Source organism: uncultured Eudoraea sp. (genome assembly GCF_947258925.1).
Classification (GTDB): Bacteria; Bacteroidota; Bacteroidia; order Flavobacteriales; family Flavobacteriaceae; genus Eudoraea.
The window spans coordinates 39,807-62,516 of the sequence record NZ_CAMYKG010000002.1; the positions used below are offsets into that span (position 1 = coordinate 39,807).

At 38.5% G+C, this 22,710-nt stretch carries 16 protein-coding genes, 1 pseudogene and 2 riboswitches; of the genes and pseudogenes, 2 read left to right on the forward strand and 15 right to left on the reverse strand.

The window, feature by feature from the left end:
• Window positions 1-131 precede the first annotated feature (131 nt).
• Window positions 132-1,028: a gliding motility-associated ABC transporter ATP-binding subunit GldA gene (gldA, locus tag Q0X77_RS00880; protein ID WP_297791909.1), complete on the forward strand. Its 897-nt coding sequence runs from the start codon at window positions 132-134 to the stop codon at window positions 1,026-1,028.
• Window position 1,029: 1 nt separating this feature from the next.
• On the opposite strand, the gene Q0X77_RS00885 is transcribed toward gldA, so the two are convergent.
• From Q0X77_RS00885 to metK, 14 genes and pseudogenes are all read right to left on the reverse strand, one after another.
• Window positions 1,030-2,043 (reverse strand): serine hydrolase domain-containing protein, encoded by a 1,014-nt coding sequence (locus Q0X77_RS00885; protein WP_366939185.1) that lies wholly within the window; start codon window positions 2,041-2,043, stop codon window positions 1,030-1,032.
• A gap of 68 nt (window positions 2,044-2,111) precedes the next feature.
• Window positions 2,112-2,885, reverse strand: a complete 774-nt coding sequence (locus Q0X77_RS00890; protein WP_297791911.1) for a head GIN domain-containing protein — start codon at window positions 2,883-2,885, stop codon at window positions 2,112-2,114.
• 40 nt (window positions 2,886-2,925) lie between these two features.
• On the reverse strand, window positions 2,926-4,026 hold the full coding sequence (locus Q0X77_RS00895; RefSeq protein ID WP_297791913.1) for an acyloxyacyl hydrolase: 1,101 nt from the start codon (window positions 4,024-4,026) through the stop codon (window positions 2,926-2,928).
• A 166-nt stretch (window positions 4,027-4,192) separates the two neighbouring features.
• Window positions 4,193-5,146, reverse strand: coding sequence for a methylenetetrahydrofolate reductase [NAD(P)H] (gene metF / locus Q0X77_RS00900; protein WP_297791915.1), 954 nt, complete (start codon window positions 5,144-5,146; stop codon window positions 4,193-4,195).
• A 52-nt stretch (window positions 5,147-5,198) separates the two neighbouring features.
• Window positions 5,199-7,967, reverse strand: a complete 2,769-nt coding sequence (metH, locus tag Q0X77_RS00905) for a methionine synthase (protein ID WP_297791918.1) — start codon at window positions 7,965-7,967, stop codon at window positions 5,199-5,201.
• A 3-nt stretch (window positions 7,968-7,970) separates the two neighbouring features.
• Entirely contained in the window at window positions 7,971-8,990 is a 1,020-nt protein-coding gene (locus tag Q0X77_RS00910; protein ID WP_297791920.1) for a homocysteine S-methyltransferase family protein, read from the reverse strand.
• Between the two features lie 161 nt (window positions 8,991-9,151).
• A riboswitch (SAM riboswitch) is annotated at window positions 9,152-9,271 on the reverse strand.
• Between the two features lie 250 nt (window positions 9,272-9,521).
• Window positions 9,522-10,133 (reverse strand): annotated as a pseudogene (locus tag Q0X77_RS00915) (NAD(P)-dependent oxidoreductase).
• Window positions 10,115-10,738: a phosphoadenosine phosphosulfate reductase family protein gene (locus tag Q0X77_RS00920; RefSeq protein WP_297791922.1), complete on the reverse strand. Its 624-nt coding sequence runs from the start codon at window positions 10,736-10,738 to the stop codon at window positions 10,115-10,117. The pseudogene Q0X77_RS00915 and the gene Q0X77_RS00920 overlap by 19 nt, the downstream one beginning before the upstream one ends.
• 23 nt (window positions 10,739-10,761) lie before the next feature.
• Window positions 10,762-11,025 (reverse strand): DUF2061 domain-containing protein, encoded by a 264-nt coding sequence (locus tag Q0X77_RS00925; RefSeq protein ID WP_297791924.1) that lies wholly within the window; start codon window positions 11,023-11,025, stop codon window positions 10,762-10,764.
• A gap of 177 nt (window positions 11,026-11,202) precedes the next feature.
• Complete coding sequence (locus Q0X77_RS00930; protein WP_297791926.1) at window positions 11,203-11,616, reverse strand: Rrf2 family transcriptional regulator; 414 nt, start codon at window positions 11,614-11,616, stop codon at window positions 11,203-11,205.
• A gap of 37 nt (window positions 11,617-11,653) precedes the next feature.
• Window positions 11,654-12,826: an aminotransferase class I/II-fold pyridoxal phosphate-dependent enzyme gene (locus Q0X77_RS00935; protein ID WP_297791928.1), complete on the reverse strand. Its 1,173-nt coding sequence runs from the start codon at window positions 12,824-12,826 to the stop codon at window positions 11,654-11,656.
• A 32-nt stretch (window positions 12,827-12,858) separates the two neighbouring features.
• Window positions 12,859-16,263, reverse strand: a complete 3,405-nt coding sequence (gene thrA, locus Q0X77_RS00940) for a bifunctional aspartate kinase/homoserine dehydrogenase I (RefSeq protein ID WP_297791930.1) — start codon at window positions 16,261-16,263, stop codon at window positions 12,859-12,861.
• A gap of 87 nt (window positions 16,264-16,350) precedes the next feature.
• Window positions 16,351-17,643, reverse strand: coding sequence for an O-acetylhomoserine aminocarboxypropyltransferase/cysteine synthase family protein (locus Q0X77_RS00945; RefSeq protein ID WP_297791932.1), 1,293 nt, complete (start codon window positions 17,641-17,643; stop codon window positions 16,351-16,353).
• A 178-nt stretch (window positions 17,644-17,821) separates the two neighbouring features.
• Window positions 17,822-17,933, reverse strand: a riboswitch (SAM riboswitch).
• 76 nt (window positions 17,934-18,009) lie between these two features.
• Window positions 18,010-19,266 (reverse strand): methionine adenosyltransferase, encoded by a 1,257-nt coding sequence (metK, locus tag Q0X77_RS00950; RefSeq protein ID WP_297791934.1) that lies wholly within the window; start codon window positions 19,264-19,266, stop codon window positions 18,010-18,012.
• 355 nt (window positions 19,267-19,621) lie between these two features.
• On the opposite strand from metK, the gene Q0X77_RS00955 reads away from it, so the two are divergent.
• A complete protein-coding gene (locus tag Q0X77_RS00955; RefSeq protein ID WP_297791936.1) occupies window positions 19,622-20,242 on the forward strand; it encodes a deoxynucleoside kinase in 621 nt (206 codons plus the stop codon).
• A 76-nt stretch (window positions 20,243-20,318) separates the two neighbouring features.
• Here the strand turns inward: Q0X77_RS00955 and Q0X77_RS00960 are convergent, their stop codons facing one another.
• Window positions 20,319-22,709 (reverse strand): sodium-translocating pyrophosphatase, encoded by a 2,391-nt coding sequence (locus Q0X77_RS00960; protein ID WP_297791938.1) that lies wholly within the window; start codon window positions 22,707-22,709, stop codon window positions 20,319-20,321.
• Between the last annotated feature and the right edge of the window lies 1 nt (window position 22,710).

Consider the following 22,710-nt stretch of genomic DNA (forward strand, 5'->3'; position numbering starts at 1 on the left):
TGAGAATTTGTCATTGCCTGAGAGCAAGGAAAACTTGTTAAGCATATACAATCCTTACAAAGTCGTTAAAAATATTCCAAGTTAATTCGGGCTTAAGTGCGCAATGTTTATTTTTACTGAAAATATTTTACATGTCGTTAAAGGTTAAAAATATCTCCAAGAGTTATGGTGCGCAAAAAGCACTAAAGGGTGTGTCCTTTGCCATTCAGAAAGGTGAGATTGTAGGTTTCCTGGGGCCAAATGGTGCAGGAAAATCTACTATGATGAAGATTCTGACAACGTATAGTAAAGCAGACGATGGTGAAGCCTATGTAAACGAATTTGATGTAAATTCCCAGTCAAGGCAAGTACAAAAAAGCATAGGTTATTTACCCGAGCATAACCCACTTTACAAAGACATGTATGTAAAGGAATATTTGGCTTTTAATGCAGAAGTTTATAAAACATCTAAAAGTAGAATCCCTACTGTAATTGAACAAACCGGTTTAGGTGGAGAAGCACATAAGAAAATCGGGGCATTGTCCAAGGGATACCAGCAACGTGTGGGGCTTGCCTCTGCCTTATTGCACGATCCTGATGTACTTATCCTGGATGAACCTACCACGGGACTGGACCCCAATCAACTCATTGAAATAAGAAAACTTATTAAACATATTAGTAAAGAAAAGACCATTTTGTTATCCACACATATCATGAAAGAAGTGGAAGCGGTTTGTGACCGGGTGCTTATTATCAATGAAGGCGTCCTGGTAGCCGATAAAAAACTTGCAGATCTAAGAGAAGAAAATGAACAAATAATAGAAGTTGAGTTTGATTATCGAGTGGAAGAAGCTTTCCTTAACAAACTTCCCCATGTCCTAAAAGTAGAAAACACTGGTGGCTTCGTGTATGAAATTACCTTTGGGACTTCCAAAGATATGCGCTCTGTAGTTTTTGATTTTGCACATGATAATCAACTCAAAACACTACAACTTAGTCGAAAAAATAAAAATCTCGAAAGCCTGTTCACCGAATTGACCGCTACTTAAATCAGCCCAGCAATTCAGTTGAGAGAAAAACATCTATAATACTATCCAATTCCATCTGCACTTTGGGATCCGTACAGTTAATTAATATTGCGATTACTATTTCCTGTTGGGGGTAAATATAAAAATTAGAATAGCCGCCAACTCCATTACCAATATGTCCATAATAGGGTCGTCCTTTATTATCAAAACTCGACTGCCATCCAAGACCATAATAGGTAGGGGTATCCCCTATTTTCTGTGATGTGATAAATTCATCAACTACAGTCTCATTGACAATTTTCTTATCCAAATAGGCTTTCCCGAGTTTAGCAAGATCTGCCGAAGTAGATAGATAACCCCCTCCGGCTAGTTTATACAAATTGTTCACCGCTACCGCAGGTTTAAACCCCGATGCTTTTCTCGTGTAAAAAGTGGCCCAATTACTATTCCGATCATGTGGAGATTCGGGATAGGTATTAAAAAGACCCAAAGGCTTTAAAACGTTTTGTTCAACATATTCTGCAAATGGGATTGCACTCACTTCCTGCATCGCCAGGGACACTAAAACCCAATCGTAGCTGGTATAAAAATAATCTGAACCAGGTTTGAAAAGCAATTCATCATCTTTAAAAATATCTATACTTTCCTTGATGTCCAAAGGGAGGTTCAGGGCATATTCTTTTCCCCGATATCCCCGTAAGCCAGCAGTATGACCCGCCAATTGACGAATAGTAAAATCTTCTGATTTTTTGGGATAATAAGGCACATAATCATAAAAAGATGCGTCTAAATTCAATATCCCTTCTTCAACCATATGAGCCAGAGCTGTGGCTGCAATTGGCTTTGAAGCGCTGGCTATTCTAAATATTGTTTTTAAAGGATCCACCGGTATCCTGGTTTCAATATGGGCAAAACCATACCCTCTTTGTAAAAGGACTTGATTGTTTTGCTCAACAGAAATAGACAAACCAGGCACCTTATTTTGCATTACGAGCGCGTTTAACATTTTATCTGCCCTAGTAAACGCGTTAAGCATAGTATCTTTCTTCAATTGTATTTATTGTCCTAAAAAATTCATTTTTAGCATCTTAACAGGAGGCGTCTCTAATCATTAAATAGTAACCTGCCTTTATAAATTTCATCCACTTCTATATTGTCCGGACGGTTATAACTAATAACATCACCTACACCTCGAATTGTACCTCTTAGTGATTCCTGGGGATTAATAAGTATATCGTTGCTTCCCCTATGATTGACCGTTACATTTTGCACAATCAATGACTCTGCCTCAATCCTGGAATCTCCTGCTGCGACCACCACACTTAAATCTACTGAATTTCCTCTCAACTTAAAATATGCAATCCCGTTAACTACTACATTAATGCGCTGTGAATCCAATTCCAAATCAAACTCACCATCGGTCGTCAGGTTTTCAGGGTCATTAAAGCTTTCAGAAATCAATTTAATTTCAGGATAGGTCAGCACTCCATCGCTGATTGTAGAAAAACCTGTATTACTTCGGATCTCGGTAATATCCGGGGCGGTGACATAAAACGTGGTAACTCCGTATGGTCTAAAAAAGTTACAGTTATTGTTATCGTTTAAACTTAAGGTCCCGTCTGTGACTCGGGCACTTACTTCATTCCTCAAAAATTTTCCGGTTTCAACTTCCACCAACGGTGTATTTCCTTCTTTAAGTACCAGTTTAACATTTTCATTTACTACTATTTTTGTGAAGTTTTCTACCGGAATTACTTCCCGAATAGAATCCCCTGCATTTTGAAAGCAATCGGGCACATTATCCCCGTTACAACCCATAAAAAAGATGAACCCGACATAAACAGGAATCCACCGTAGTGTATGTTTCAATTGCTTCATTTTCTAGCTATTAGCAGTAATTGTAAGTTATTTATTCTTTTCATAATCGTATTCCGAATCCAAATTCTACAGCTTCGGCTTTCGCACCGTGAGATTTTAAGGTCATTGCTCCATGTATTTTTTTGCCAAAATAGTATTTCAAACCAATTCGATTGTAAACCCGCCCCTCAAAATCGAAGGGGTAATAAACATAATAGCCCAGTTGGGCTATAGCACTTAATTTAGAAATATACAGTTCATATCCCAGGAACATTCCTACTCTTTTATAATCCGTATCGGGATCAACATTTGATTCTGGAAAAGATGTAGCCTGAAAGCTAATTAATTCCTTGAGAAAATTGGAAAAGAACAGATCTGCACCCAATTGTAAACCACTCTTTCTGGAAAGGCGTTTATCCGCATAAGCCGAGAAAATATAGAAGGGGAATTGTCCCGAATTAACCACATCACTTTCATTAATACCTGTTCTAAATACAAGATTGGCTCTAATGGGTTCTTTAATCTTTTCCTTCTTTTGTTTTTTTATATAAACTATCTCTTCATTTCCGTTAAAATCGTAAACAAGCCCTGCGTTAAAGGCAAAAGTATTCGTTGAGGTATTAGGTGCTTTCACATTAGCATTAGAGTAATGAATAATTGAAATTCCCGCCTTAAAACCCAAACCTTTTAATATCTGTTCCTTATGATAATTAAGCATAAAAAAAGTGGTACTCATAATATGTGATCCATATGCGTTATTCCTGAAATTATCATTCTTATCATATGGGTTGGTATTGTATGCTAAACCCTGACCGATTCTGAACTGCATGTTCCGTTTAAAGAAGTAAAAATTATAATGCAGGTATAAACTATAGTTATCACCCAAAGTTTTATTTTTCATACCCTGATAAATAAAAGAAATACCGGTATCGGGGTAATTATATTCCTGATGCCATTCTTCAGATCCGAAATTTTTCTTGTTGAACCCAAGAATGACGCCTGCAGGGTGTTCATTTATCAAATGAGAAATATCTGTGTTGTGAAGGATAATAGAACCATAAAAGGGATTGGCATCTACTGTAAACCTCTTAGATGTTTCATCTTTTTGGGAAAAACACCATAAACAGGAAAGCAAGCAGGCATAAAATAATCTGGTGTCCATTGGGTGTAAAAATAACAAATAAAACAAGTAATCAAATCTTGAAGTGAGAGGTCTGCATAAAGAAATTAAATGTACTAAACCTTACCAAAACCTCAGGGAATTAGCACAGCGATAAGAATAACAAAACTATCAAAAATCATAAATCCCTTCAAAAAAAGGACTTTTATTAAAATACCGCCTCAGCAATAGCTTTAATATTAGTTGATTTGCCCATAGAATAATAATGAAGTACGGGTACTCCCGCCTCCTTTAATTCTTTTGACTGTTCAATGGCCCATTCAATCCCTACTTGCCGTACTTCTTTATTGTCTTTACACTTTTCAACGGCATCAATCAAATCTTGAGGAATGTCAATCCTAAATACCTGAGGCAATAATTGTAAATGCCTTTTAACGGCAATTGGTTTTATCCCGGGAATTATTGGAACGTTAATACCCATATTTCTTGCTGCTTCAACAAAATGAAAAAACTTTTTATTATCAAAAAACATTTGGGTTACCACGTAATCTGCACCAAGTTCAACTTTTTTCTTCAGCCATTTTAAATCTGTTTGTAAAGAAGGTGCTTCCATATGCTTTTCGGGATAACCGGCTACACCAATACAAAAATCAGCACAATAATCTGTCTCAACTACTTCATGTAAATACTGCCCGCAATTTAGATTATGTATTTGTTGAACCAGTTCTGATGCATACACGTGACCCCCTTTTGAGGGTTCAAAATATTTCTCCTCCTTCATTGCATCTCCTCTTAGGGCCATAATATTGTCTATCCCCAGATAGTGACAATCAACTAACAAATATTCTGTTTCTTCCCTGGTAAATCCTCCACAAAGGACATGCGGTATGGTATCCACATCATACTTGTGCTTTATTGACGCACAAATTCCAACCGTACCCGGCCTCATACGCGTCAGTTTCTTATCTAAAAGTCCATCCTTGTCGATGTAGATATATTCTTCCCGAGAAGTGGTGACATCTATAAAAGGAGGATTGAAATCCATTAAAGGATCTATGTTGTCATATAGCTCTTTTATGTTTCTTCCTTTAACCGGAGGAATAATTTCAAAGGAGAACAGCGTTTTCCCTTTTGCCTTCACAATATGTTCCGTAACTTTCATTTTACACGCCGATTTTCAATTTATTTTATTTAAAATCTTAAAGGATGCTCACTTATTTATCAGCTAGATTTGGGGCCAGCCATTTCCTGGCATTACTTATCTCGATTTGCTTTCTCGTGGCATAATCTTTTAACTGGTCCTCAGTTATTTTACCCAGTCCAAAATATCGTGATTCCGGATGTGCAAAATAATACCCGCTGACACTGGCTGCCGGAAACATAGCAAGGTTTTCGGTCAATTTTACGCCAATCTTATTATCTACATCCAGTAATTCCCATATAGTTTGTTTTTCGGTATGATCCGGACATGCCGGATAGCCCGGTGCCGGTCTTATTCCCACATACTCCTCTTTGATTAAATTCTCATTGGATAGCTGCTCCTTTGTCGCATATCCCCAATATTTTGTGCGTATTTCCTTATGCAAATACTCCGCAAAAGCCTCAGCTAATCTATCTGCTAATGCTTTGATCATAATAGCATTATAATCATCCAGTTCCTTCTCATATTTTTCTGCTAACTCAGCAGTACCAAAACCTGCCGTGACGCAAAAACAACCCATATAATCCTGTTTCCCAGATTCCTTGGGAGCAACGAAATCTGCCAAAGCCAAATGAGGAACACCAGATTTTTTCTTGGATTGCTGTCGCAAGGTTCTAAAAATGAAATGCTTATTCGTTTCATTTATAGCAGACATTTCTGGATTAGAAGAATGCACTCTTACTTCAATATCATCATGATTAATTGTATTTGCTGAAAAAATTCCAAAAACCGCCCTGGCCTTCAATAATTTCTCCTCAAATATCTTTTGGAGCATCAACTGCGCATCTTTAAAAAGCTCCGAAGCCTGTGTGCCTACAATTTCATCACTTAAGATTGCCGGATATTTTCCATGAAGATCCCAACTCCTAAAAAATGGGGTCCAGTCAATAAAATCTTCCAGGATCGGGAGATCTAATTCGTCAATAACCTTGATCCCTAACTCTTTGGGTTTTATGATTTCGGAAAGTTCCCAATCTATTTGGAATTTATTCTTTCTTGCTTCCTCCAAACTTAAATATTCTTTTTGCTTCCCCCTACTGAGAAATTTCTCCCTGAAAACAGAATAGTCGGTTTTTATATTTGCTTTATAAGCATCGGCTGATTCTTCCTTCAGAAGATCCCCCATTACCGTAACGGCCCTGGAGGCATCATTTACATGCACCACTGAAGCGCTGTAATGTGGATCAATCTTTACAGCAGTATGAGCCTTACTGGTTGTTGCTCCTCCAATGAGCAGGGGTATTTTAAATCCTTGGCGCTCCATTTCACGAGCCAGATGTACCATTTCGTCCAGAGATGGTGTGATTAAACCACTTAACCCTATTACATCTACCTGTGCTTCTTTGGCTTTTTGAATTATTTTTTCGGGAGGTACCATTACACCCAAATCAATAATCTCATAGTTATTACAAGCTAAAACTACGCTTACAATATTCTTACCAATATCATGTACATCACCTTTTACAGTTGCCATAAGGATTTTACCGGCCAACTGCGATTTATTGTCTTTATCTTCTTCAATGTAGGGCAGTAAATAAGCCACAGCCTTCTTCATTACCCTTGCAGATTTAACTACTTGTGGGAGGAACATTTTTCCACTGCCGAAGAGATCACCAACAACATTCATCCCGGTCATTAAATAACCTTCTATGACTTCTATAGGCTTAGAGACAGCCAATCGAGCCTCTTCAACGTCATTCAGGATGTATTGATCTATTCCTTTTACCAAAGCCCTGGTAATCCTATCCTGAAGCGGTTCATTTCGCCAGGATAAGTCTACTTTGTTATCCTTTGCCTTTCCCACTACCGTTTCGGCAAAATCGAGTAGTCGTTCAGCGGCGTCATCCCTTCTGTTTAAAATAACATCTTCCACCTTTTCCAGTAAATCTTTTGGAATGTCGTCATATACTTCCAGCAGGGCCGGATTAACAATACCCATATTCATACCGGCTTGAATTGCGTGATATAGGAAAACTGAATGCATGGCTTCGCGCACAGGGGTATTCCCCCTAAAAGAGAATGAAACATTACTCACTCCCCCACTAACACTGCAATAAGGAAGGTTTTTTCGCACCCAAGCAGTAGCTTTAATAAAATCTACCGAATTTCGATTGTGTTCCTCCATTCCGGTTGCCACCGGAAAAATATTAAGATCAAAAATGATATCTTCCGGTGGGAAATGAACCTTTTCAACCAATATATCGTAGGATCTTTTCGCTATTTCTATACGCCTCTCAAAATTATCAGCCTGCCCTTTTTCGTCAAAGGCCATTATTATTACTGCTGCTCCATAAAGTCGTATTAGTTTTGCCTGACGAATAAACTCTTCTTCTCCTTCCTTCAGACTAATTGAATTTACAATACATTTTCCCTGAACCAATTGCAGGCCTGCCTCGATAATCTCCCATTTAGAACTATCAATCATAATGGGTACCCGGGCAATATCCGGTTCGGCCATAACCAAATTCAAAAACCTGCTCATAGCCTGTTTTCCATCTATAAGCCCATCATCCATGTTTATATCAATGATCTGGGCACCTCCTTCAACCTGATGACGGGCTATCTCCAGAGCTTCCTCATATTTTTCTTCCTTAATTAAGCGTAAAAATTTTTTTGATCCTGCAACATTTGTTCGTTCCCCTACATTAATAAAATTGCTCTCCGGGGTAATTACCAGGGGCTCCAGGCCAGATAGCTTTAGAACTTTTGATTTAACCAATGGCTTATTTCCGGCTTTTTGTTCCTTGTCTGTATTATAAGGTATGTTGGTTGAATTTGTCATGATTTATATGGCAACCCCTTTTCCTTGAGACAAACTAAACTTCCTGGGGCTATAATCAGCCGCAATATTTGCTATCGCAGTAATATGCTCCGGGGTAGAGCCACAGCAGCCTCCGATAATATTTACCAGACCCTTATCCAGGTACTCCTTTATTTGATCAGCCATTTGATCGGGTGTTTGATCATAAGCTCCGAAGGCATTAGGCAAACCCGCATTAGGATGAGCAGAAATTGCAATTTCCGTACGGTTGGCAATAGCCTCTAAATGAGGTACTAACTGCTTTGCGCCCAATGCGCAATTAAACCCAACCGACAGCAGCGGAATATGCTCTACGGATATCAGAAATGCTTCTGCTGTCTGTCCGGATAGGGTACGTCCTGAGGCATCCGTAATGGTACCGCTTACCATAACCGGAATATTCGTATTTCGTATTTGTTTTACTTCTTCAATTGCAAAAAGTGCTGCTTTAGCATTAAGTGTATCAAAAATGGTTTCCACCATAAGAATATCAACTCCGCCATCTAAAAGTGCTTCGGCCTGCTGTTTATATGCTAAACGTAATGTCTCAAATGTCACGGCCCTGTAACCAGGGTCATTTACATCGGGTGACATACTTGCTGTTTTATTGGTGGGTCCCATGCTGCCTACCACAAATCTTGGCTTATCTGGTTCTCTTTTCGTAAATTCACCGGCCACCTTTTTGGCTATTCTCGCAGACTCATAATTAAGTTCATATACTAAATCTTCCATATGGTAATCCGCCATAGCTATGGAAGTAGCAGAAAAGGTATTGGTCTCCACAATATCCGCACCTGCATCGAAATATTTTCTATGAATTTCGGCAATAGCGTCCGGCTGCGTAATCGTCAACAGGTCATTGTTTCCCTGAAGCGGATGAGGCCAATCTTTAAAACGGTTTCCCCGAAAGTCTGCTTCCGTAAATTTATAACGCTGAAGCATAGTTCCCATGGCACCATCCAATATCATAACCCGCTCTTTAAGTATCTCCTGAATCTTCTTCATATGTTACTTGTAATTAGGAATTAAAATTTTCTTTTCTAATGTTATACGTCCTTAAAATGCAACTATTAGAAATAATACTTGATACATTTGATCATCAAATGTACTCACAGCACGTTCTATAAAATTATCAAGAAATTAGGTGTCGGTTATTTCCTATACTCGTGTTATCTAGCCCTGTTTGCGCAAAAAGCATAATAGTGGTAGAATGTAGCACCTTCTTTATAGTTAAAGGGTTGCTAAGGTTTCAACGGGTCTATTCCCTACACCTTTCTTGATAACAATGTCAATGTTGTAATGAACTGGCACAAAGAAACACCACGTGTTATTTAAAAACAAGGAAAATGTACTTTTTTTGGTTTGACCGGAGCTATGACCAAAGTGGCCGAATGAATACACTAACCCGATCAAATATTGAGCTGGTTTTATATTATCAGGCCCAAATTATAAATTGAATTTATACTGTTCTTGATTTAATCACTCTGTCCTTTAATGCCTGATACTATAAGTTTTGAAATTCAAATAGAGCTCTCCTTAGCTATCTGAAATTAGTGTTTCGGTAATTTCATTCATTTTATCAACTTTTTGTTCAAAATCGCCTTTAATTGTCTTTCTCTAAAGATTAAGATTCTTAACCATCCTGTTGATATCTTGGGGAATGATCTCTTCAAAAAACTTTCTTAATCTTTTAGCCATTGTCGTGGATTTTCCATTGGTTGATATAGCAATTTTAACATTGCCCTTAGTCGCAATCCCGCCAATATAAAAATCACAAGAAGAAGTGGTGTCAGCAACATTAACAAGTTAATGCCTGCTTCTGCAGTCATTGTAAACCATCATGTTAATTTCTGGTTTGTCTGTGATAGCAATCACCAGCGCCCTAAAGTTCTCGAGTCCAAGGTTTTTTAATTGAAACTTCAATCGCGCTTTGGCCCTGCTTTTTCTTTCGCCATATCTGTAAAATAAACGAATAACAGCCTCCATCATGGGAGTAATTTTCCTGGCCGCTAGAAATGCATACAATTCATCTGCATGGCGGGGTTGTGAACCTAATCCGCCACCTAACATTACCTTAAAACCTTTTAGACTGTAGTTTGTTTTGGTTATAAAGCCCAGAACGCTTATTCTTAAGAATGTAATCCGCATTCGCGGTTTTCTAAAACTTTGGTAGGATCAAAATAAGTATGTTCATTAGGAAGTCCTCTTTTATTTAAATAGGCATCGAGCCTGGTATCACTCCAATGGTAAAACGGACTTACCTTGAGTACCCCTGTCTCACTTAAGCTTAAAATATTTAAGGTATCCCTTAAAGCTGTCTGACCCTTTCGGAGGTTTGTAAACCAGACGTCCGGTTTATATTCTGCCATAGCCCTGCGAAAAGGTTCCAACTTTACCTGTTCAGTAAATTCTTTATGCCTGGGGTCATCAATATCGGGAATCCCCATTACTGCATCTCTATGTGCTGCTGTTTGTTTGGGTAAAAATAGCTTGATATTCAAATCCAGGCCAACTATCAATTCTTCTGCATGCCTGTATGTGTTGGGCGTATTATAACCTGTATCACACCAGATAACGGGAATATCCGATTTAACTTCAGTGACCGCATTTAAAATGGCAACTTCGTAAGGCCTGAAATTTGTAGTTACAACAGGCTTGGAACCATAGAGAATTGCCCATGAAATTATTTCTTCCGGGGGAATTCCTCTGAAATGATTATTTAAATGCTCAATATCCTCCTTTGATAAACCCATATCTGACTTTTTTAAGTTAAAAATTACCGGCCCCACTTGATAGTATTCCACAATCTTTCATGCATAAAGTACAAGACCATCTTTGTAATCAATTCCACTAATCCAATGGAAAATGCCAAAGAAAGAGTTCCTGTAATTATCCATGATATCAGTATTGTATCTAATGTTCCTACCAGGCGCCAGCTAATAGACTTAACGATACTTCTTTTCGGATGTTCAGAAGTACTATCTGCTTTATAATTGCTAGGTGTTGTTTTTCTATCAATTAAAATTCGGTCTGCAATCATCTATTTTACTTTTACCCTATCGATTTTATAGAGTTAACAAAAATAAAATAATATTTTAGAGTAAGACGTTAATAATTATTAAATATTCTTTTTACTCTATAGTTTTAATAGATTAATTAAATTAAGATGCAGTTATTGCGTATGATTCATTGATTTCTCAAGTATTTTAGAAATGTGTTATTCCGAAATAAGATCAGCAAGTGTATTTTTTCTGTAGACTTCCAGGGCACTATCACGAACCTGAAGCATTAACTTGTGGACAGCGCATTTATTTTCATCGGGACAATCGTCGCACTTTTCATAAAAATTTAGACTTACACACGGCACCATGGCAATAGGACCTTCCAAGACACGTATAACTGTTGTCATAGGAATTTCATTGGGTTCTTTTATCAGGTAATAACCCCCTCCTTTTCCCTTCTTCGATCCTAATAATCCTGTTTTGCGCAAAGTAAGTAAAATACTTTCTAAAAACTTTTGAGGAATATTCTCGTGCCTGGCTATTTCCGAAATCTGCACAGGTTCTCGTTTACTTTGTAATGCTAAATAAGTAAGAGCCTTTAAGCCATATTTGGTCTTTTTAGAAAGCATGAAGCGAAGATAGTCAAAATAGGAAGATTTCTATCTCTCAAATATTATCCAGCGCCTGTTGGATATCCCCAATAATATCATCTACGTGTTCCAATCCAACCGAAATACGTACCATCCCATCTGTGATGCCACATTCCGACCTTTCTTCGGAAGATAATTTGCCATGGGTGGTGGATGCCGGGTGTGTTACTATACTTCTGGTATCGCCTAGATTAGCGGATAGAGATAACAATCCGATAGAGTCAAAAAATCTCTTGCCCGTATCCAGTCCACCCTTGATTTCGAATGCAACGACGCATCCACCAGCTGCCATTTGTTTCCTGGCAAGCTCATACTGAGGGTGGGATTTCAAAAATGGATATTTTACCCAATTAACACTTTTATGAGTTTCAAGAAATTCTGCCACTTTTAAGGCATTTGAACAGTGTCTGTCTACTCTAACTCCCAAAGTTTCAAGACTTTTAGAAAGAACCCAGGCATTAAATGGAGATAAAGCAGGTCCGGTGATTCTTGAATATCGATAAATCTGATCTATTAAATCAGCTCTGCCGACCGTAATACCCGCTAAAACCCGTCCCTGACCATCCATAAGTTTTGTGCCAGAATGTATAACGAGATCTGCACCAAATTTTATAGGTTGCTGCAGGTAAGGTGTAGCGAAGCAATTATCAACAATCATTATCAAATTATGCTTTTTTGAAAACCGGCCAAGCGCTTCGAGGTCCAGGATATCTACTGCAGGATTTGTTGGGGATTCTACAAATAGTATTTTCGTGTGCGGAGTAATTAATGCATCAAGTTCAGGCGTTTCAGTTGTTTTGAAATAACTATGGTTTATATTCCATTTAGGGAAAACCTGAGTAAACAGACTATGGGTTGATCCAAATATACTGCGTGCTGAAAGAATATGATCCCCGCTACTCAATAAAGCAGCGAAAGTTGAAAAAACGGCAGACATTCCGGAGGCGAATGCAAAACCATCTTCTGCACCTTCCATTTTGCATACTTTTTCGATGAATTCTGAAGAATTAGGGTTAGAATATCTGGAATAAATATTTCGCTCTTTCTCTTCAGCAAAGGATGCCCTCATATCTTCACTGTCTTCAAAAACAAAACTGGAAGTAAGGTATAATGGGTTCGAATGTTCCAAAAACCTGGTACGCTCTATTTGTGTACGTATTGCCTCAGTTTCAAATCTTTTTTTCTTCATCCTTACTATAAGCTGTCTTATTTAAAAAGTAATTATCCTTTCTCCGCAATACGCAAAATATCCCCAAAAACTCCGCGTGCCGTTACGGCTGCTCCGGCTCCTGCTCCTTGTATAACCAAAGGATGTTCACCATATGATTCTGTATAAATCTCTATAATAGAGTCTGAACCCTTTACCTGGCCCAAGGCACTTTCTTTGGGAACAGATATCAGTTTTACGTCTAGTTCACCTCGCTCTTTTTGCAAATCCCCATGTAGATCTCCCACATATCGAAGGACATGATTGGGCTCCTGATTATCTTTAATTTTATTAAAAAAATCATCCAGGATATCCAGGTTATCCAAAAATTCCAACACAGTGCCTTTACGAAGCGATTCGGGGATGAGATTTTGGATGGAAATATCATCAAATTCATTTTCAAGATCCAATTCTCGAGCTAAAATCAATAATTTTCTTCCTACATCATTACCGCATAAATCTTCCCTGGGATCAGGCTCAGTAAATCCATTATTAATGGCTTCATTTAAAATTGCAGAAAAAGAAGATTCCCCTTCCGAAAAAGTATTAAATATATAGCTCAGAGACCCTGAAAAAACACCTTTTATTCGCGTTATGTTTTCGCCAGACAGGTGTAAAAGTTTAATGGTATCTATCAATGGCAAACCTGCACCAACATTGGTTTCATATAGGTATTGTTTCTGTTTTTTTGCCAACTCGTCCCTAATCAAGCTATAGTAATCAAACCCCAGCGTATTGGCAATTTTATTCGAAGAAACCAAATCGAATCCATTTTCGATAAAATTAAAATAATTAGCCACAAAATCCTGACTTGCCGTATTATCAATGGTAATTAAATTTTCAAGATGATGCATTCTGGCATAATCAAAGAGATCCTCAATAGTATAAGACATCCCCTTTTCTTGGATATCCTCACGCCAAGATTCTGAGATACCACTTTTGTTTAAAAGTAATTTTCTTGAATTCGCCAAAGCAAAGATATTTAGATTAATGCCTTTCCTTTCTTCTATTCCTTTTTTCGATACTAATATCTGATCTACAAGGGTGCCGCCTACGTTTCCATGTCCAAAAATTGCAAGGTTAACTTTTTTACTAATTCCAAAAATTTGACCATGCATTACATTAAGTGCCTTGTGAAGATCAGATTTCTTTACCACCAGGCTCACATTCTTTCCTGTTATGGTATTATTAAACAACAGGGGCACTATTTGGTTCTTAATTAAAGCATTATACGGTTTGTGAAAAGTGCTTAAATCCTGACCAACTATTGAGATAACGGAAACTTCACTTACAATGGTAATCGCATTAATATCACGTGATTGGAAATCGCTTTCAAACTCCATTTCCAACGCCCTTTTTGCCAAAAGGGCCTTTTCTGAATTCACCACCAATCCTATTCCTCGCTCAGAAGATCCCTGGGAGATGATACTCACACTGATATTATTCTGGCTAAGCGTTCTGAAAATTCGCGCATCAATACCTACCTTCCCCAGCAACCCCCTACCTTCGAGGTTAATTAATGCATCGTTTTCAATAACAGATAATGATTTTATTCCTTCCTTGCTGGACTTCGCACTGATAAGTGTCCCCTCGTTGTCATTGTTAAAGGTATTGAGTATCCTTAGTGGAATATTCTTTTCGATTAACGGAATAATGGTCTTTGCGTGTAAAATAGTTGCTCCAAAGTTAGCAAGTTCATTAGCCTCACCATATGATAATTGCGCAATCCTCTGTGCTTCAGCAACATATTCGGGATTTGCTGTAAAAATACCATCTACATGCGTGTAGTTCTGAAGCTCTTCAGCATCCAAAAAATTAGCAATAAGGGAAGCTGTATAATTACTGCCATTCCGCCCAAGCGTAGTGGTTTCATCGGTCTCTGTTGATGCGATAAAACCCGTGATCAATGGCACCTCTTCTGTCTTTATTTTGGAAAATTCAAGAAGTACATTTTCTCTGGATATCTCTTCCAGAACTTTTGCATCTCCATAAGTCGCATCTGTTTTTATCAACCGGCGGGTGTCAAGCAATTTTGCATTAATCCCTTCCCCTATTAGCAACTTTGTCATCAACTTGCCCGAAATAAGTTCCCCATATGCCAGAACCTGGTCTTTTATTTTAGCACTATAGTCTCCAAGCAGGGCAACTCCCTCAAACAATTTTACCAATGCACTGAATTCTTCTGAAAGATTGATATTCTTAAAAGTATGCTTTTGATATTGTTCAAATCTCCCAAATTCCTCTCTATAGTCTATTCCTTTTGCCGCCTTGTCTAATATGGTTTCGAGTTGATCAGTCCCTTTTTCACGCGCTGACAAAACCACGGCAATGTTTTCGTCATTTTTTACTTTTTCCTTTATAATTTCTAATACCCTACCCAGGCCTTCTCCATTAGCAAGTGACTTTCCGCCAAATTTTAGAATTTTAATTCTTCCGGATTTACCATTTTTGTCAAATATCCCTTTAAGTAGCTGCTGCATTTGTTCATATTCAATAAGAAATGCATCATGTCCGTGCAGCGATTGTATTTCACCATAAGTTACATTGCTATTGGCTTGGGCTAATTGTTTAAAGGTGTCCTTGTTCTCATTCGCGGTAAAAAAAAGATCAGAATCTACCCCAATAATATGAATATTGGTAGGGCTGTTTTGTAAATTAACAAATGCATCTTCCCCTTCTCTGGTAATATCTATTGTCTTTAATAACTGGTTAGTCAATTTGTAAGCGGAAAGCTCAAATCGCTCATTCAGTTTTTTACCATGATGAGACAGCCAACTCTCCACATTAAAAACCTGGAGTTCTTCATTTGTGCTTCTCTGGAACCGTGCTTTAAAAGACTGTGGCGTTCTATAACACAGCATAGCATGCATTCTGGCATCGTGTACCGGTTGCTTGGAATTAACAAGAAACTGCTCCTGAATCTGACAATTGGCAATAAGCCAATCTGTTGATTTCCAATCGGCTGCAACAGGAATCAAATGTTCTGTTAGTAAAGGATTCATCGCCGCCATTTCCCAGGCAATTCCACCACCTAAAGAACCGCCTATTAAGGCATAAATCCGTTCTATATGAAGCGCTTTCAAACCTTCAATAAAAATCCTTGCAACATCACCAGCAACAAAATCTTTATAGTTATCAATTACAAATCCATCGTAACCATTACCCGGAATATTGAATGCCAGTACCGTATACTTATTTGTGTCAATACATTTACCGTCACCTATCAAAGTGGCCCACCATCCTTCATAGCCAGCTACATTTGAATTTCCGGTTAAGGCATGATTAACCAATACAATTGGAGCGGAATGCAATTCCTGACCAAAAAGTTGATAGGATAACTCCAAATCTTGCACTACCCCACTATAGGTTTTATAAGAGGGGATTTTTATACTTTGAAGTTTTGTATTCTGGTCTTTCATGTGAACGAAATAATTTAAAACCGAGTTGAAAAGTTACCAGTACAGCATAACCATTCAACTCAGCTTTGAAAAGAGGTGTTTGGCGTTCTAAGCCAGAACAGATTTATCAATAGTTGAAAATGCCTGTTCCAGATCGGCCTTTAGATCATCTAAATTTTCCAAACCAACAGATAATCGAATTAAATCTTTGGTAACACCTGTAGCTTCCTGTTCTGCATCATCTAATTGCTGATGCGTTGTACTTGCAGGATGTATGATCAGAGATTTTGTATCACCTATATTGGCTAAAAGAGAAAAGATCTGTGTTCCATCGGCTATTTTCTTTGCCGAATCGTACCCGCCTTTAACACCAAATGTTATTAATCCACTTTGTCCTTTTGGCAGATAAGCCTCAGCCTCTGCAAAATATTTACTGCTTTTTAGACCCGGATAATTCACCCAGGTAACTTCATTTCGGCCTTCAAGCCATTCGGCTAGTTCAAGCGCATTATCACTATGCTTTTTCATACGTACCTCTAGAGTTTCAAGACCCTGGATAATTTGAAAAGCATTAAACGGACTTAGGCAAGCTCCGTGATCCCTCAGGCCTTCGATCCGAACCTTAGCGATAAATGCCGCCGGTCCCAGGGCATCATGATATACTAAACCATGATATCCCGGTGAAGGTTCGGTAAATTCCGGAAATTTCCCATTAGCCCAATCAAAAGTACCGGCATCTATTACTACCCCGCCCAGGGCTGTGCCATTACCATTTATATATTTGGTAAGTGAATGAATAACAATATTTGCTCCATGCTCAATAGGATTTAACAAAGCCGGTGTTGCAACTGTATTATCCACGATAAAAGGTACTTTAGCAGCTTTTGCTTCGGCAGATATTGCCTTGAGGTCCAGCACATCAAGTTTTGGATTTCCTAAAGATTCTACAAAAATCGCACGTGTATTCTCTTTTACTGCATTACCAAAATTAGAAGGGTCTGAAGGGTCTACAAATGTTGTTGTAATTCCTAATCTGGGTAGGGTAACACTTAATAAATTATACGTTCCTCCATACAGGCTGTTTGAAGCTACTATATGATCTCCTGATTTCAACAATACTAAAAGCGCCGTATTAATTGCTCCGGTTCCGGATGAAGTAACAACGGAGGCAATACCTCCCTCCAATGCAGACAAACGTTGTTCCAAAATATCATTGGTAGGATTATTTATCCTTGTATATATGTTCCCAATCTCCGCTAATGAAAATAAATTAGCAGCATGTTCAGAATCATTAAAAACGTAGGCTGTACTCTGATAAATCGGGACTGCACGTGTACCTCCATTTATAGTTGTGTCATGACCGGCATGTAATGCATTGGTAGAAAATTTGTGTTCACTCATAATGTTCGTTTCTATGTATTCAAATTGAATACTGGTTCTTAATACAATTCTTTCAGCGACTTTCTCGTCGCTCTTTGGTCAAAAATAATAGTGCAATCCAAGCCTCGGCGCTCTTAAAGGCAACCAGGCATGATTAAAATGTTAATAAGAAAGATAAATTACTAGGGGTAATTCTATATTGTTATCTGTCACACAATACATGTGATAGAATTTAGCACCTTCTCCGTATTTGACACAAAGGGTTGCTAAGGTTTCATAGGGTCTATTCCCTCCACCTTTCTTGATAACTTTTCAACAAGTGATTGAACTTAGTAAAAGCAAATATAGGAATGGAAAAAGGGTTATTCCTAATATTTGAACAAAAAATTACAAATTGAATGCGGATTTGACCTTATCCACCATATCCAATTTCTCCCAGGTGAATAACTCCACCTCTTTTTCAACCCTCCCATTATAAGGGGATTCAAATACTTTAGATACCTTTTTGGGCTCTTTGCCCATATGCCCATATGCAGCTGTTTCAAAATATATCGGATTTCTCAGTTTCAGGCGATCTTCTATAGCAAAAGGCCTCATATCAAAAAGATCAGCTACTTTTTCTGCTATTTCACCATCAGTCAAAGCAATTTTTGAAGTTCCATAGGTATCCACAAAAATAGAAGTGGGTTCAACAACGCCAATAGCATAACTTACCTGAACCAATATCTCTTCCGAAACTCCGGCTGCAACCAGGTTTTTTGCCGCATGCCTGGCAGCATATGCCGCGCTGCGGTCTACCTTACTGGGATCTTTACCGCTGAATGCGCCACCTCCATGCGCACCTTTGCCTCCATAGGTATCAACAATAATCTTTCTTCCGGTTAATCCGGTATCTCCATGGGGACCTCCAATGACAAATTTACCCGTAGGGTTTATATGATAGATAATCTTATCATTAAACAAGGCCCGGGTGTTCTTCGGTAACTTAGCTATCACCCTGGGCATTAAAATACCAATAAGATCTTCTTTGATTTTAGACAACATTTTGGCATCATCTTTATCAAATTCATCATGCTGTGTTGATATTACAATAGTATCAATCCTATCAGGTACATTATCATCTGTGTACGATATTGTAACCTGTGATTTGGCATCCGGCCTCAAATAGGGAATATCTTTATTTTCTCTTCTCATTAATGATAATTCCCGAAGTATTCGATGTGAAATATCCAGGGCCATAGGCATGAAATTTTCACTTTCACTGGTTGCATAACCAAACATCATGCCCTGGTCGCCTGCTCCCTGATCTTCTTTCTTTCCCCGGTCTACTCCCTGGTTTATTTCCTTAGATTGCTCATGTATTAAAGAAATCACCCCACATGAATCACCACTAAACTGATACTCCCCTTTTGTATAACCAATCTTATTAATAACATCACGGGCTATTTGCTGAAGATCTACATAAGTATGACTTTTAACTTCTCCTGCCAAAATAACCTGACCGGTAGTTACCATGGTTTCACAGGCTACTTTACTTTCCGGGTCAAATGCTAAAAAATTATCCAGTAACGCATCGCTAATCTGATCGGCTATCTTGTCCGGATGTCCTTCACTGACAGATTCTGAGGTAAACAAATAGGCCATAAATAAATATGTTTTAAAAAAATTAAATTGATTTGACGAATGCCGAAAAAGAAGTTTACAACTCAGATTAATCTGTAGAAACTGCTTTAGCATTTTTTCTTTTACTGAACCTGAATGATCTTAAAAAAATGTTTTTATCCGATCAGAAGCTGGGTTCTGTATAAGAGGTTGCAATCAGTCAAATCCCTCCTCTTATTTAGTGTTGACAAAAATACACAAATGACATTGAAATAAAAACTTTGATAAAATATAATTATCTCTGGTATTTCAACAACTATTTTTTCTCTTCCAGAAGATACTTTGTATATTGTGTTTCTCTTAAAATTAAGACACCAACCATAAATTCAAACACTATATGCATATTGCCGTTGCTGGAAATATAGGAGCCGGAAAAACTACCCTCACCCGCCTTTTAGCTAAACATTACAGGTGGGAGGCACATTTTGAGGACGTAGTAGACAATCCATATTTAGATGATTTCTACAACCAAATGGAGCGTTGGAGTTTTAACCTGCAGATTTACTTTTTAAACAGCAGGTATCGACAAATTTTAAAGATCAGGGAATCCGGAATTAATATTATCCAGGACAGGACAATCTACGAAGATGCCCACATTTTTGCACCTAATTTACATGCAATGGGCTTGATGACAAACAGGGATTTTGGTAACTATTCCAGCCTTTTTGAGCTTATGGAAAGTCTTGTGGAGCCTCCTGATCTGCTGATTTATCTTAGGAGTTCAATTCCAAATCTGGTGAACCAAATTCATAAACGAGGACGGGATTACGAAAATTCTATTTCCATAGATTATTTAAGTCGGTTGAATGAGCGTTATGAAGCCTGGGCTCACGGTTATGAGAAAGGTAACTTGTTGATAATTGATGTGGATGAATTAGATTTTGTAGATAATCCTGAACATCTTGGCGAAGTAATTAATAAGATAGATGCGGAAATACACGGATTGTTTGAGAAATAATGATACTTATAACCCAAAAAAAGACCCCCATGTGCACATGGGGGTCTTTTTTTTGATATCCTACCAAGGTAGTTCCTTATTCCTCGCTAACTTCCTTTATCACCTTTTCTATTTGAATTTTGGCGTTATCATTATCATTATTTAAGGCTTCTATCTGTGCCTTTACCTCATCTTCGCTGCCTTCAAAAACAAGCTCCTTGGTATTTTCAGTCCCATTTTCCGAAGTAGTTATTGTAACAACTGCCTTTACAAGGCCAGAATCACTATTCTTCATCTCTACGCGAACTTCTTTTTTAACTTCGAAGTTTGCATTCTCCTGGTTATAAGCAGTTAGACTATCTGAGGAAATTGCAATACTTGGTGCAATAACCAAAGCTACAACAGACATGAGCTTTAAAAGAATATTCAATGAAGGTCCCGAGGTATCCTTAAATGGATCTCCAACCGTATCACCAACAACAGCTGCCTTGTGTGCATCAGATCCTTTACCGCCATCGGCTTCAATCATTTTCTTGGCGTTATCCCATGCGCCTCCTGCATTAGATTGGAAAATAGCCATTAGAACCCCACAAGTAGTTACACCGGCCAAAAGACCTCCAAGCATTTCAGCACCGCCAATAAATCCAACTGCTACTGGAACTGCTATTGCCAATAATCCCGGGAATACCATTTCCTTAATGGAAGCTTTGGTTGATATGTCAACACATTTATCATATTCAGCAACTCCGTCTGCAGCATCAAATATTTTTCTATCCTCAGCACTGGCCTTAGACATATCCGAATCATACTTGCGCATCACTTCTAATGCCGCATGCAATTGAGGAATATCCCTGAACTGTCTGCGTACTTCTTCTATCATCGCCATAGCCGCGCGGCCCACTGCATTCATTGAAAGCGCAGAGAACACAAAAGGAAGCATCCCACCTACCAATAATCCGGCCATGATATCCGGTCTGGAAACGTCTATCGCAGTAACATTGGCGACTTTCATAAAGGCTGAAAACAAGGCCAATGCCGTCAACGCAGCTGAAGCAATAGCAAAGCCTTTTCCTATAGCTGCGGTAGTATTTCCTACTGCATCCAATTCATCTGTGCGCTCACGAACCTCTTTGGGCAATTCTGCCATTTCAGCAATACCTCCGGCATTGTCAGAAATAGGTCCATATGCATCTACCGCCAATTGAATACCTGTGTTGGCTAACATACCAACTGCCGCAATGGCAATTCCGTATAATCCTGCAAAATGATGAGAAACCAAGATTGCACCGGCAATTAATAGTATAGGCACTGCCGTAGACATCATTCCCACTCCTAAACCTGCAATGATATTAGTGGCAGCCCCTGTATTGGACTGTTTAACGATTGATTTTACCGGCTTTGTACCGGTACCCGTATAGTACTCTGTTATTTTTCCAACACCAAAACCTGCTATTAAACCGGAAAGTGTAGCAAAAAATACACCCATTGCTCCAAATGGCAGACCTTCAATACTTTCCGGCAGCATTCCAGTAATTATAAAATAGGAAGCAACAATCATTAATGCACCTGAGCCGAATTCTCCTAAATTCAATGCTTTGTGAGGGCTTCCGCCTTCTTTTACTTTAACAAAGAATGTACCTATAATAGACATTACAATCCCAACAGCGGCTAATACCAATGGTAAATACACTGCGCCTAATCCTCCAAATTCAGGAGTGAAAATAAAAGCTCCAAGAACCATTGTTCCAATAATGGAACCGACAAAGGATTCAAATAAATCCGCGCCCATACCTGCAACATCTCCTACATTGTCTCCAACATTATCCGCAATCGTAGCCGGATTTAAAGGGTGATCTTCCGGAATCCCAGCTTCAACCTTACCTACCAAATCTGCTCCAACATCAGCGGCTTTCGTATAAATACCGCCACCAACACGAGCAAATAACGCGATGGATGACGCTCCTAATGAAAATCCGGAAAGTACGTTTAATACCATTGGAATATTTTCCGATCCCGGCCAAATCATCTGGTAAATCATAAATAACCCGCTCAATCCAAGAACGCCTAAACCAACTACCCCCAGTCCCATAACCGAACCACCTGCAAAGGCCACTTCGAGTGCTTTCCCTAAGGATTTTCTGGCGGCTTGTGTTGTTCGAACATTGGCTTTGGTAGCTACGCGCATTCCAATAAAACCAGCTAGTGCAGAGCAAATTGCACCCACTATAAAAGATAATGCGACCATTCCGTTGGAACCTTCTTCAGAATTACCCTTAAAATATAAAAGGATAGCAACTGCTATCACAAAAATGGATAAGATTTTGTACTCTGCCTTTAAAAAAGACATTGCTCCATCGGCAATGTTTTTAGCAATCCGTTTCATCTTCGGATCGCCATCGTCCTGTTTTGAAACCCATACATTCTTGACATAAACAAAAAGAAGTGCTAAAACACCAAAGGCTGGTAAAATTTGTACTATTAATTCCATA

What these genes read in the sequence shown, in the direction of transcription:
- gldA (WP_297791909.1), top strand. Translation starts at nt 132, where the DNA reads ATGTCGTTAAAGGTTAAAAATATCTCCAAGAGTTATGGTGCGCAAAAA.
- Q0X77_RS00885 (WP_366939185.1), bottom strand. Translation starts at nt 2,043, where the DNA reads ATGCTTAACGCGTTTACTAGGGCAGATAAAATGTTAAACGCGCTCGTA.
- Q0X77_RS00890 (WP_297791911.1), bottom strand. Translation starts at nt 2,885, where the DNA reads ATGAAGCAATTGAAACATACACTACGGTGGATTCCTGTTTATGTCGGG.
- Q0X77_RS00895 (WP_297791913.1), bottom strand. Translation starts at nt 4,026, where the DNA reads ATGGACACCAGATTATTTTATGCCTGCTTGCTTTCCTGTTTATGGTGT.
- metF (WP_297791915.1), bottom strand. Translation starts at nt 5,146, where the DNA reads ATGAAAGTTACGGAACATATTGTGAAGGCAAAAGGGAAAACGCTGTTC.
- metH (WP_297791918.1), bottom strand. Translation starts at nt 7,967, where the DNA reads ATGACAAATTCAACCAACATACCTTATAATACAGACAAGGAACAAAAA.
- Q0X77_RS00910 (WP_297791920.1), bottom strand. Translation starts at nt 8,990, where the DNA reads ATGAAGAAGATTCAGGAGATACTTAAAGAGCGGGTTATGATATTGGAT.
- Q0X77_RS00920 (WP_297791922.1), bottom strand. Translation starts at nt 10,738, where the DNA reads ATGGGTTTATCAAAGGAGGATATTGAGCATTTAAATAATCATTTCAGA.
- Q0X77_RS00925 (WP_297791924.1), bottom strand. Translation starts at nt 11,025, where the DNA reads ATGATTGCAGACCGAATTTTAATTGATAGAAAAACAACACCTAGCAAT.
- Q0X77_RS00930 (WP_297791926.1), bottom strand. Translation starts at nt 11,616, where the DNA reads ATGCTTTCTAAAAAGACCAAATATGGCTTAAAGGCTCTTACTTATTTA.
- Q0X77_RS00935 (WP_297791928.1), bottom strand. Translation starts at nt 12,826, where the DNA reads ATGAAGAAAAAAAGATTTGAAACTGAGGCAATACGTACACAAATAGAG.
- thrA (WP_297791930.1), bottom strand. Translation starts at nt 16,263, where the DNA reads ATGAAAGACCAGAATACAAAACTTCAAAGTATAAAAATCCCCTCTTAT.
- Q0X77_RS00945 (WP_297791932.1), bottom strand. Translation starts at nt 17,643, where the DNA reads ATGAGTGAACACAAATTTTCTACCAATGCATTACATGCCGGTCATGAC.
- metK (WP_297791934.1), bottom strand. Translation starts at nt 19,266, where the DNA reads ATGGCCTATTTGTTTACCTCAGAATCTGTCAGTGAAGGACATCCGGAC.
- Q0X77_RS00955 (WP_297791936.1), top strand. Translation starts at nt 19,622, where the DNA reads ATGCATATTGCCGTTGCTGGAAATATAGGAGCCGGAAAAACTACCCTC.
- Q0X77_RS00960 (WP_297791938.1), bottom strand. Translation starts at nt 22,709, where the DNA reads ATGGAATTAATAGTACAAATTTTACCAGCCTTTGGTGTTTTAGCACTT.